A 12,044-nucleotide genomic window follows, 5' to 3' on the forward strand; every position below is an offset into this window, starting at 1 on the left:
ATTTAATGATTTCATAATCAAAGGGATATCTGATTTTCAGCATGTTTAAATCCATTTTGAAAGCGTGATCTACCGCACACTTCGCACCGCATTAACCGAAGCGAATGTCTACGCTTAAAAGATAGCCGGGAAAAACCCGTATTTGTTACGACAAAAACCGGAGGTCCTGAACACCATGTTCAACCAGAAACTACAGACTGCCGAGGATATCGAGTTCGATATTGCAGAAGAGCTGCGCTATGAAACCGATCCCTGTGAGTTAAAACTGGATGAGATGATCGAGGCAGAGCCGGAACCGGAAATGATTGAAGGGCTGCCGGCGTCCGATGCCCTTACGCCCGCTGACCGCTACCTTGAACTGTTTGAACACGTCCAGTCGTCGCGGCTGTTTGCGGACAGCAAAACCTTTCCCGACTGCGCGCCGAAGATGGATCCGCTGGATATTTTGATCCGCTATCGCAAGGTGCGTCGCCACCGTGATTTTGACCTGGCGCGCTTTGTAGAGAATCACTTCTGGCTACCGGAGGACTACAGCAAAGAGTACGTCTCTGATCCCGGCCTGTCCCTGAAAGAACATATCGATAATCTGTGGCCGGTGCTGACGCGCGAGCCGCAGGATCACATCCCGTGGTCGTCGCTGCTGGCGCTGCCGCAGGCCTATATTGTGCCCGGCGGGCGATTCAGCGAGACCTACTACTGGGACTCTTACTTCTCCATGCTGGGGCTGGCAGAAAGCGGTCGTAACGATCTGCTGAAATGTATGGCCGATAACTTCGCCTGGTTGATTGAGCGCTACGGCCATATCCCGAACGGCAACCGCACCTACTATCTCAGCCGCTCCCAGCCGCCCGTTTTTGCCCTGATGGTGGAGCTGTTTGAAGAGGACGGCGTGCGCGGGGCGAAGCGCTATCTTGAGCACCTCAAGATGGAGTACGCCTTCTGGATGGACGGGGCGGAATCGCTGCTGCTCAATCAGGCCTATCGCAGTGCGGTTCGTATGCCGGATGGCTCATTGCTCAACCGTTACTGGGACGATCGCGATACGCCGCGGGATGAATCGTGGATTGAGGACGTTGAAACTGCCCGTCATTCTGGTCGTCCGCCGAACGAGGTGTACCGTGACCTGCGTGCCGGGGCAGCCTCAGGATGGGATTACTCATCCCGCTGGCTGCGCGATCCTGCGCGGCTGGCCAGCATCCGCACAACACAATTTATCCCCATCGATTTGAACGCATTCCTGTTCAAACTGGAGAGCGCTATCGCCAATATCTCCGCGTCGAAAGGGGATAAAGAGACGGCTGATCTGTTCCGCCAGAAAGCCAGCGACCGGCGCGCGGCGGTAAACCGCTATCTGTGGGACGAAGAGAACGGCTGTTATCGTGATTACGACTGGCGGCGTGAAGCCCTGGCGCTGTTCTCTGCGGCCAGCATTGTGCCGCTGTATGTGGGCATGGCGACGCATGAGCAGGCTGAACGGCTGTCCGATGCCGTTAAAGCCCGTCTGCTCACGCCGGGCGGTATTCTCGCCACCGAATATGAAACCGGGGAGCAGTGGGATAAGCCGAACGGCTGGGCGCCGCTCCAGTGGATGGCGATCCAGGGGTTCAAGCAGTACGGCAACGACTCGCTGGGAGATGAGATCGCCTGGAGCTGGCTGCACACGGTGAACCATTACTACAAAACCCATCATAAGCTGATTGAGAAGTACCACATCGCCAGCAGCACGCCACGCGAAGGTGGCGGGGGGGAGTATCCGTTGCAGGATGGCTTCGGCTGGACGAATGGCGTGGTGCGGCGGTTGATTGGGTTATATGGTGAACCTTGAGCCTTGCCCCTTACCCTAACCCTCTCCCCTGAGGGGAGAGGGAAAAGTTAACGAATCACCTCATAAATGGCAGTCTGGATGGACTGCCATTTTTTTGTGCTGGCATCGGGCTGCGTCTTCGCGCGGCGCGTTGCCATATCGGCGTCGTGCTGCTGGCGTTTCACCACCGCAGGGACGGTACAGAATGCTTTCAGGTACTGCTTACGCATAGGCGTCAGCGATTCCCCGTTCGCCATCGCATGGCTAAGCGTATTAATAAAGCGTCGGCAGGGCTTTTGCTCTGTCATTTGCAGGCGGTAGCGCAACATTACTTCCAGCACATCGTCGTAGCCTGCCGACAACGCCTCCTCCGTCCATGACATTTTCCAGTCCATCCCGCCCTGCAAAAACAGGAGCGCCACCCGGGTATCGTTGCGGCTAATCGCTGAACGGAAGTTGTTTTCATCCCAGGTGACACCCATCCGCGTCAGCGTTTCTCGCGAGGAAGGCGTTTCGCGCATCTCCTGCACCGGTGCGGGAGATGCCGTACTGGCCACAGCCGGCTGCGGTTTACTGCTGTTCACCAGCCAGAATCCCCCCACGACAATCGCGATAACCATCACGCCAACCGCTCCCCACAGCACGCCGGAAATCAGCTGTTCGCGCTGCTCTGGCGTACGCGTGGCACGCTGAGTCGGTTTTTCTATACTGTCGCGCACTTCAAAAAGATCGCCGCCTGTGGTGCGGTCCATTTTTTGCGCCTTTTCCCAGAACGCGTGCAGCTCGCTTTCGTCCACCGCCATCAGCGCCGCCGGGTTAACGCGTGTCCGCCCTTCCTCAAACGCGCGCTGAACGGAGCGGGTGATCTGCGTGTAATAGCAGTCGAGCAGCTGGATTTGCGCTCCGCTTAACGGCTGCTGCACGGTGATGCTGTTGCGGATTTGTCGAATATCTTCGAGGAAGGTTTGCAGGGTTTTGCGGGGCTCTACCAGCAGCGTCAGCATGTCCGGGGCGTTAAACAGCGGCGCGTAGTAGCGGCTAAATTCTTTTTTATCCACCAGCAGTTGGGCCAGTTCGCTGAACAACATGCCGCTCAGAACATCATTAATCTCACCGTTTTTCAGCCAGCGACGCACGCGTTCAGCGTTAAACAAGGTCTTAAGATGATTATTCAGCCGCACCGGATCGGGCCACGCCTGCTGTATCAGCCCTTTAATCATCAGCTCAATGGCACGCACCTGTTTCTGCGCCTGAAGCTGGCTCTCCTTCTCTGGCACCCTCCCGGTTTCGTAGGTCAGGAGGGGCTGTTGCAGACGCAGATATTCAAGGGAGGTGACGAAGCGCATCGCCGCAATCAGCTGATTTTCGCTGACATCCTGCCCGCTTTCATACTGGGGAACACGCTGCTGAAGCAAGCGTAATTGCAGCGTAAAGGCCGTCATTTCCGCATCATTCAGGTTCAGCTTCCTGGCTACAGCGCCCCACCCGCCCAGCCCCAGGCGGGCGCTATCCAGTTGCTCCAGAAACCAGCGTGGATCTTTTCCTTCAGAAACATGTACATTCAACAGAAGTAAAATTTCAACAGACGCCTGACGGATCGCCGCCAGACAGTGTTCAAACTGTTCGCGGGTATGATGCGATGAGCTAATCATCATTGTTTTCCTTGAGAGACAATGAGTACCGCTAAAGCGGCATTAAAAGTCGTTTTTCTTTTTATTTATATGAGGTTAAACATACCTGACTTTCTGTTGAAATAAAGTGACAACCTTATAATCATTTGCAATGTCTCCGGAGGATCGTCATGCCCGCCTTAACCACCGCGCGTCTCACCTGCTCGCCGCTGCAAGAGCAAGACTGGCCCTTTTTTCTGTCGCTACAGCAAAATCCTGAGGTAATGCGTTTTGTCGCCCCTGCGCGTAGCGAGGCGGACATTCGGGAAGCCTTTGAGTCTCGTCTGTTGCCGTGGACGCCGGGCAGTTCGCACTGGCTCTGCCTTATGGTGCGTGAGACGGCCAGCCAGACGCCGCTGGGCGTAACCGGATATGTGCACCGGGAAGCAGATTGTGCAGAAGTCGGTTTTCTCTTTGCGCCTTCTGCGCAGGGGAAAGGTTACGGCTTTGAATCTCTGCGGGCTGTGCGTGATTTTGCGCTGACTCAGGGCAATATCCGTCGGCTCACCGCGACCGTGACGGCGGGAAATATCGCCTCCAGGCGACTGCTGGAAAAAACAGGTTTTCAGCTGGAAGGTGAGTTGCGCGAGAGTTATTTCCTTTCAGGGCAATGGCATAACGACTGGCTATTCGGTTTACTGAAAAAGGAATTCCCGTTCAGTTAAACCTGATCAACAGCCATTTGGCGGATATTTCCCCGGCGGCGTTTCCTCTATAGTCGCGTCATTAAGAGGAAACGCTTATGACGGGTTATGCAATGCAGATATCTTCTGCTGCAATCGCATTAATTAAAAAACAACAGGGCCTTTCCCTGGAGAAATACCGTGACGAAAAGGGAATATGGGTTATAGGTTATGGTCACGTAATTCGCCAGTGGGAAAAATTTAACGGTCTCATCACGCCGACTGAGGCGGAGAATTTGCTTTGTAATGATATTCAATTATGTGAGGCGCTGCTGCGGGAAATGAACAAACGCCCATTAACCCAACAGCAGCATGACGCACTGATATTAACCCTCTTCAGTTTTGGGGAAGAGTCCCCTCTGCCAGAGAAGATCCTTCAGGCCGTCGCCCGGGTGTAGTACATCGCGGCTTGCGTCCGGTTTTTGACATCAAGACGCCGGAAAAGCGTCTCAAGATGGGCTTTTACCGTTGCCGCACTGATATTGAGATTACGTCCAATCTCTTTATTGGACTCTCCGGCCGCCAGTAACTTCAATACCTCACGCTGGCGCTCGCTTAACACTGCCAGTTCATCCTGAGAGGTGTGCTGCTTCAGCCACTCGCCGGGAAAACAGACCATTCCTCGCGATACAGAATCCAGCACTGCGGAAAAGCGTTCGGGATTCGCATTGCGGGGAATTATCGCCACCACGTTGCGCTGAAACATTTGCTCAACCCAACGCCGCTCTTTTTTCGTTAACACCAACACCACGCGCGACGTTGGAAAGCGATCCATAATCTCTTCCAGTAAAGCCACACCATTATCACGAATTAAATACCCATCTATCATGACGATAGCGGAGGGTGACGCGGATAATTGTGCCCATAATTCATCAGTCTGACGAGTTCCTGTCATATCTATTTTCGGAATTAACTTCTGCAAACTGTACATCGCTCCATGAATAAATAATGACTGCCTGTCAAACATGATTACTCGCATCGTTTTACTCCTCTGAGAATAGCGAAGGGGGATTCTACAGAGGCATTTTTTAAGAAAAAACTCAATGAATGGAGAGGTTACAAATCACCCAGCTCTCTTTATATCTTCCAGCATTTAGACATACCTGTTTTAAGGATTTCCTTAAGAGGGTTCCTTCCCCTTAAGACTGAACATTACAGAAACATACCGCCTGAAACTTCAATACGTTGCGCATTCATCCAGCCCAGTTTGTCACTGAGCAACGCCGCAATGGCGTCACCAATATCATCGGGCAGGCCCACGCGTCCCAGCGCTGTCTGCGAGGCCAGCAGCTGGTTAAGCTCCGCATTATCCCGCACTCGCCCGCCCCCAAAGTCGGTTTCAATCGCGCCGGGCGCGATGATATTGACGGAAATTCCGCGCGCGCCAAGCTCTTTTGCCTGATAGCGGGTCAGCACCTCCATCGCCCCTTTCATTGCCGCGTAGGTTCCTGAACCGGGCTGAGTAAAACGGGCCAGTCCGCTGGAGACGTTCAGGATCCGCCCTCCGTCTTTTATGAGCGGCAGCAGCTGTTGCGTGAGGAAAAACGGTCCTTTGAAGTGAATGTTCATCGCATCATCAAACTGCGCCTCGGTCGTCTCGGTATAGGGTGCATATAACCCTGTACCTGCGTTGTTCACTAAATAGTCAAAGGTGTCACGTTGCCAGACGTGTTTAAGGGTATCTTTCACCTTTTGAGCAAAGCGCGAAAAGCTTGCCGTATCGCCGACGTTGAGCTGCAATGCTGCCGCTTTTCCGCCTTTTCCCTCGATTTCGCGCACAACTTCCTGCGCCTCCTGCTGGCTGTTGTTCCAGGTGAGGATAATGCCTGTCCCTTCCGCGGCCAGCTTCAAAACGGCATTTTTACCCAGGCCGCGGCTACCGCCCGTCACTAAAGCAATACGTTCACTCATAATTCACCTCGTTTCGGCTGTGATGAAGATTGAGAAAGAGCTTATTAGATGGTAGAAAATCAATAAATAGTGCCGTGAGCGCTTCACTGTTTCATTCTTAACAACAATGACCAACATCTATGGATAAAATACACGCAATGCAGCTTTTCCTTCGGGTCGCGGAACTGGAGAGTTTTTCCCGCGCGGCGGAGACGTTAAGCCTGCCGAAGGGGAGCGTATCGCGACAGATCCAGGCACTGGAAAACGCGCTGGGCACGCAGCTGCTGCACCGCACTACCCGCCGCGTCAGCCTGACGCAGGACGGCATGGTTTATTACGAGCGCGCCAAAGATCTGCTGATGAATCTGGACGAACTGGACGGCATGTTCCTGCACGACCCTTCAACCATCAGCGGTCGGCTACGTGTGGATATGCCCGTTGCCATTGCGCGAAATGTCGTCATTCCGAAACTGCCTGCATTTTTACAACAGTTTCCCGGCATTGAACTGGAGCTGAGTAGCAGCGATCGTCTGGTCGATGTCATCCGCGAAGGATTTGACTGCGTGGTTCGCGTGGGAAACTTAAAGGACTCCGGGCTTATCGCCCGGCCGCTTGGGAAGCTCTCGGTGATTAATTGCGCCAGCCCGGATTATCTGACGCGATTTGGCTACCCTGAGACGCTGGACGATTTGGCTTCGCATGCCCTCATTCACTACTCCGCCACGCTGGGCACCCGTCCGCAGGGTTTTGAGTATTACAACGGCAGCGCGACCCGGTGGGTAAAAACGGGAGGCGTATTGTCGGTTAACAGCACAGAAACCTACCAGGCCGCCTGTATCGCCGGGCTTGGGATTATTCAGGTCCCGCGCGTCGGGGTGCGTGATGCCCTGCGCACGAAAAAACTCGTTGAGATCCTGCCGCAATATCGGGCTGAACCAATGCCCGTCTCCCTCATTTATCCCCACCGCCGTAACCTCTCCCGTCGGGTGCATGTGTTTATGGAGTGGCTTACCGAACTCACAAAAGGTTACGTGGACTAGTCGCAAGCTATAATTCAGTAACATCCAGCTCAACGAAAAGGAAAATGCGCGTGACGCCGGAAAATAACCCGCAACGACCGACTCAACATTTAGATTATGAACCCATCAAAAAGATGGATAACGAGCCTGAAGCGCCGAAAGAGCCTGGAACGGCCAGCAAAGCGCTGGGCACCGTGACCGGCATAGCCGAAAAAATTCAGCAGATACCCGCGATTGCTCACCTGATACGCGCCGCTGAGCGCTTTAACGACCGCATGGGAAATCAGTTTGGCGCGGCGATTACCTATTTCTCGTTCCTGTCGATGATCCCCATCCTCATGGTGTCATTTGCCGCCGCCGGTTTTGTGCTGGCGTCTCACCCGACGCTGTTGCAGGACATCTTCAATAAGATCCTGACCAACGTCAGCGACCAGACGCTCGCCACAACGCTCAAAAGCACCATCAATACCGCCGTGCAGCAGCGTACCACCGTGGGTATCGTCGGGTTGCTGATTGCGCTCTATTCCGGGGTGAACTGGATGGGCAACCTGCGTGAGGCTATTCGCGCCCAGTCGCGTGACGTCTGGGAGCGTAGGCCGCAGGATCAGGAGAAGATATGGGTGAAGTATCTGCGCGACTTTATTTCGCTGATTGGGCTGCTGGTGGCGCTGGTCATCACGCTCTCTATCACCTCGGTCGCCGGTTCCGCGCAGCAGATGATTATCTCCGCGCTGTACCTGGATTACATTGAATGGCTGAAACCGGCCTGGCGCGGTATAGGGCTTGCCATCTCCATCTTTGCTAACTACCTGCTTTTCTTCTGGATCTTCTGGCGTTTGCCCCGCCATCGGCCGCGCAAGAAGGCGCTGATCCGTGGGACGTTGATTGCCGCCATTGGCTTTGAAGTGATCAAAATTGTGATGACCTATACGCTTCCGTCGCTGGTGAAGTCGCCCTCCGGCGCGGCCTTTGGTTCGGTGCTGGGGCTGATGGCTTTCTTCTATTTCTTCGCTCGCCTGACGCTGTTCTGCGCCGCGTGGATCGCCACGGCTGAGTATAAAGATGACCCGCGCATGCCGGGTAAAACCCACCGCTGATGTCCTGTCGGGCTGATATTTCAGCCCGATCCGCCATTTCAGCATATAAATCCAGTCCGTAACTTTTATTTAACGCAAAACCAGTTTTAATGACTAATATTTAAAAAGTGTGAAGCATTTCATAGAAGTGTTTTCGCTGGTCTGAAAATTATCCGCTTTTTGTTGCTTTTATGACCACGCCACGCCTTTGTTACAGATTGAAATGTCGCTTTTGCTATGCCTAATATGGCCCTTCGTTCGTCCAAAAATAAGAAAATATTATGCAAGCAACAGCCACCACACTTAACGAAGGGGCGGAACACGTTCCGGTCAACTCGCGCAATAAAGTCGTCGTCGCATCGCTGATTGGCACCGCCATTGAGTTCTTCGACTTTTATATTTACGCCACCGCTGCGGTCATTGTCTTTCCGCATATTTTTTTCCCTCAGGGCGACCCGACGGCAGCCACGCTACAGTCTTTAGCCACCTTTGCTATCGCCTTCGTTGCGCGTCCGATTGGTTCAGCGGTCTTTGGGCATTTTGGCGATCGCGTTGGCCGTAAAGTGACGCTGGTTGCCTCGCTGCTGACGATGGGGATCTCCACCGTCGCCATCGGCCTGCTGCCGACCTATGAAACTATCGGCATTCTGGCGCCTGTGCTGCTGGCGCTGGCGCGCTTTGGTCAGGGTCTGGGGCTGGGCGGGGAATGGGGCGGCGCGGCACTGCTGGCGACCGAAAACGCTCCGGCGCGCAAGCGTGCCCTGTATGGCTCTTTCCCGCAGCTGGGCGCACCGATTGGGTTCTTCTTCGCTAACGGCACCTTCCTGCTCCTCTCCTGGCTGCTGACCGATGAACAGTTCATGAGCTGGGGCTGGCGTATTCCGTTCGTCTTCTCTGCCGTGCTGGTGCTGATTGGCCTGTACGTGCGCGTGTCGCTGCACGAGACGCCGGTCTTTGCTAAAGTCGCCGCGGCGAAAAAGCAGGTTAAAGTTCCGCTGGGGACGCTGCTGACCAAACACCTCCGCGTGACCGTGCTGGGCACGTTCATCATGCTGGCGACCTACACGCTGTTCTACATCATGACCGTTTACTCCATGACCTTCAGTACTGCCGCCGCGCCGGTCGGCCTGGGCCTGCCACGTAACGAAGTGTTGTGGATGCTGATGATGGCGGTCATCGGATTTGGTGTGATGGTGCCTATCGCGGGCCTGCTGGCGGATAAATTTGGCCGTCGTTCAAGCATGATCGTCATCACCTCCCTGATTATTCTGTTCGCGCTGTTTGTCTTCCCGCCGCTGCTGGGTTCAGGTAGCCCTGCGCTGGTGATGGCGTATCTGCTGATTGGCCTGAGCCTGATGGGGCTGACCTTTGGCCCAATGGGCGCGCTGCTGCCGGAGCTGTTCCCGACTGAAGTGCGTTACACCGGCGCCTCGTTCTCCTATAACGTTTCGTCGATTCTGGGCGCCTCGGTAGCCCCGTATATCGCCACCTGGCTTCAGGCAAACTATGGCCTGTTCTATGTGGGTGTCTATCTGGCGGCAATGGCAGCGCTGACGCTGATTGCGTTGCTGCTGACGCATGAGACGAAGCATCAGGCGCTGTAAGTGAATGCCGGGGCGAGGCGCGGGGATGCGCCGAGAGGGCGGGTCGCCAGGGTGGTGGCGACTGAGCCACCCTGGCACGTTCACCGGTTATGTTGTGACAGAGTAGTAAGGAACATAACGTGAACGGAATGACCACCAGAGCCGTATGTTCCCCCTCACCCCAGCCCTCTCCCTCAAGGGAGAGGGGGCCGTCTGTGCAGGCATTATTTTGTGGGGATCCCTCACCCCACAGGGAGAGGGAGAAACGGGACTACTTCTTCATCTGCGACAAAATCGTCCGACACTGATTCGCTTCGCCTTCTGACGGCGAAATCAACGCCAGCAGCGCCGCCGCAGGGGTGACCAGCGTAGCGAGCGCGGCGGCGACCGCACCACGCGCAATCAGCGGCCCAGCCTTCACGCCCGCCTGCGGATCTTTGAAGGTTCCGCGAACGTACAGCGGCGAGCGCAGGGTGATGATACGAATGCCTTTACTTTCCGGATCGATGGTTAAATCGAGCTGCTCGGACGCCATGCTGGCGGTACCGGTGACGTTGATAACCGCGTTTTCCGTGTCGAAGGCGAAGATCTGCGGACGCGCCACGCCGTTGACCAGATCCAGATTTGCCGCCGCGCAGTTAACGCGTACTTCGTCGTCACCGAAGATTTGCCCGATGATAAAGTTCCCGACGTTCAGCCCCAGGATCTCCATCAGGTTACGGCTCACCAGCCCGTCGTTCATCAGCAGTTTCAGGTTGCCGTTTCCGCTGCCCAGCAGCGCCGCTACGGAGTTACCCGTGCCGCGAATATCCGCGTCGCCGTTCATCTCACCGAGGGTTTTCTGCATCAGTTCCACGTCCGGCATCAGCTCTTTCAGCTTCAGCCGACGCGCCTGGATCTCCGCCCTTCCCTGCATCGGCTTTTTATCCCCCTCCAGGTGGATATTCGATGAAATGGTTCCCCCGGCCATGCCAAACTTCAGCGGTTGCAGGCGCAGGTCGGCGTTTTTCAGGATGATATGGGTCGAGAGGTTGCTCAGCGGCAGCGTGCTGCCATGCTCGATTTTACGTCCTTTGAAGCGCACATCCGCATCCATCACGTCCCATTTGTCGGTTTCGAAGCGGTCATAGGGCAGCACTTTACCCGCAGGCTGAACGTCCTTTTTAACCTCTTTAGACTTCGTGCCTTTGCCCGAATCTACGCCAATCAGCGGACCAAGATCGGCCAGACGCAGCTGGCGGGATTCAACGTCCCCCTCCAGTTTCGGGCGCGGTTTACCGGTGGTGTAGGTCAGCGTGCCGTGGATATCGCTGTCGCCGATGCGGCCGTTGAATCCACGGTAGTCAAAGACGGACGATTTTTCGGTGTTGATTTTGGCAACCAGGTGCCCGTCCGTTTCAAACGGCGGAGTATCCGGCAGCAGTACGCCGGTGAGATCGTACAGTTCCCCCAGCGAATCACCGGCAAACTTAAGCTGGAGGTCGACGCCGCCCATGTTCATCGGGTCGTTAACCGTGCCCACGAACGCCACGCGGGTATTGCCCGAGCGGAAATCCGCCTGCACCGGGAACGGCGTGCCCTCGCTCCTGAGCGCCAGCATGCCGCCGATTTTGCCTTTACCGGTGAGCGGCTGGCCGTTGTAGCGCCCTTTCGCCGTCAGGCCAAAGACGTAATCGCCCGCTTTGCTGTCATCGCCTTTGGCTTTGCTGCCCGTTACTTCGCTAAACGGCAGCGGCTTGCCCAGCGGATCGACGAGGATCTCCACGTCAGCCTTACTCACTTTATCGTCAATGGCGATCCGCCCCCGATCGAACAGAATATTGTCGAGGCGGAAAGACCACGAAGAGGGCTGCGCATTCTGATCTTTATCGCCGCTGCTGGCGAGATCGAACGTCCAGTTGTTGTTTTTCTCTGACAGGCGAATCAGCCGCGCGTCGGGCTGCTGGAGTTTGATCCACGGCAGATACACCGTTTTGGTTAACAGGGCTAACGGCGCCAGCGTGGCTTCCACTCGCGGCAGGTGGATCATGGTTACTTCGGGGATGTCGGGCGGGTTACCGAGAATAATATCGTCGGCATGAACGTGCGGCCAGGGCACCCAGCTCCGCCAGCCAGTTTCCTCTTTCTGGCGCTCCCACACGACGCCCAAATCGCCACGTATTGCGAAGGGGCGGTTCAGCTCGGTTGAGACTTTCTGGTTGATGGTCGGTTTGAGGCGGTTCCAGTCAAACGTGGCGATAATGATGATTAAGACCACGATCAGCAACAAGAAAATCCCTGCTGTCCAGGAAATCACCCTGGTTGTTTTTGTCATTGTTG

At 55.3% G+C, this 12,044-nt stretch carries 10 protein-coding genes; 6 read left to right on the top strand and 4 right to left on the bottom strand.

Annotated features, from left to right (window positions below; translation table 11 throughout):
- Nucleotides 1-175 precede the first annotated feature (175 nt).
- Nucleotides 176-1,825, top strand: coding sequence for an alpha,alpha-trehalase (locus L384_RS16460; RefSeq protein WP_003861211.1), 1,650 nt, complete (start codon nucleotides 176-178; stop codon nucleotides 1,823-1,825).
- Nucleotides 1,826-1,872: 47 nt separating this feature from the next.
- Here L384_RS16460 and L384_RS16455 read toward each other — a convergent pair whose 3' ends face one another.
- Nucleotides 1,873-3,459 carry an STY4199 family HEPN domain-containing protein gene (locus L384_RS16455; protein WP_023314994.1) on the bottom strand — a complete coding sequence of 529 codons (1,587 nt, stop codon included), beginning with the start codon at nucleotides 3,457-3,459 and terminating at the stop codon, nucleotides 1,873-1,875.
- 146 nt (nucleotides 3,460-3,605) lie between these two features.
- Between L384_RS16455 and L384_RS16450 the strand changes: the two genes are divergently transcribed.
- A complete protein-coding gene (locus tag L384_RS16450; protein WP_023323854.1) occupies nucleotides 3,606-4,139 on the top strand; it encodes a GNAT family N-acetyltransferase in 534 nt (177 codons plus the stop codon).
- Between the two features lie 77 nt (nucleotides 4,140-4,216).
- Nucleotides 4,217-4,555 (top strand): lysozyme, encoded by a 339-nt coding sequence (locus tag L384_RS16445; RefSeq protein WP_003861206.1) that lies wholly within the window; start codon nucleotides 4,217-4,219, stop codon nucleotides 4,553-4,555.
- Here the strand turns inward: L384_RS16445 and L384_RS16440 are convergent.
- On the bottom strand, nucleotides 4,534-5,136 hold the full coding sequence (locus tag L384_RS16440) for a helix-turn-helix transcriptional regulator (protein WP_003861204.1): 603 nt from the start codon (nucleotides 5,134-5,136) through the stop codon (nucleotides 4,534-4,536). The two genes, L384_RS16445 and L384_RS16440, sit on opposite strands and share 22 nt — an antisense overlap.
- A 173-nt stretch (nucleotides 5,137-5,309) precedes the next feature.
- Nucleotides 5,310-6,068, bottom strand: coding sequence for an SDR family NAD(P)-dependent oxidoreductase (locus L384_RS16435; RefSeq protein ID WP_023323855.1), 759 nt, complete (start codon nucleotides 6,066-6,068; stop codon nucleotides 5,310-5,312).
- 119 nt (nucleotides 6,069-6,187) lie between these two features.
- Here L384_RS16435 and L384_RS16430 point away from each other — a divergent pair, with 119 nt between their 5' ends.
- The 3 genes from L384_RS16430 to L384_RS16420 all read left to right on the top strand — a co-directional run bounded on the left by L384_RS16430 (nucleotide 6,188) and on the right by L384_RS16420 (nucleotide 9,746).
- Nucleotides 6,188-7,087, top strand: coding sequence for a LysR family transcriptional regulator (locus tag L384_RS16430; protein ID WP_032608090.1), 900 nt, complete (start codon nucleotides 6,188-6,190; stop codon nucleotides 7,085-7,087).
- A gap of 50 nt (nucleotides 7,088-7,137) precedes the next feature.
- Nucleotides 7,138-8,163 carry an inner membrane protein YhjD gene (yhjD, locus tag L384_RS16425; protein WP_003861199.1) on the top strand — a complete coding sequence of 342 codons (1,026 nt, stop codon included), beginning with the start codon at nucleotides 7,138-7,140 and terminating at the stop codon, nucleotides 8,161-8,163.
- Between the two features lie 260 nt (nucleotides 8,164-8,423).
- On the top strand, nucleotides 8,424-9,746 hold the full coding sequence (locus L384_RS16420) for an MFS transporter (protein ID WP_003861198.1): 1,323 nt from the start codon (nucleotides 8,424-8,426) through the stop codon (nucleotides 9,744-9,746).
- Nucleotides 9,747-9,996: 250 nt separating this feature from the next.
- On the opposite strand, the gene L384_RS16415 is transcribed toward L384_RS16420, so the two are convergent.
- Nucleotides 9,997-12,039 (bottom strand): AsmA family protein, encoded by a 2,043-nt coding sequence (locus L384_RS16415; protein ID WP_017693812.1) that lies wholly within the window; start codon nucleotides 12,037-12,039, stop codon nucleotides 9,997-9,999.
- Nucleotides 12,040-12,044: the final 5 nt, after the last annotated feature.

Origin of the sequence: Enterobacter sp. MGH 38 (assembly GCF_000492855.1) — a bacterium.
GTDB classification, from domain to species: domain Bacteria; phylum Pseudomonadota; class Gammaproteobacteria; order Enterobacterales; family Enterobacteriaceae; genus Enterobacter; species Enterobacter hormaechei_C.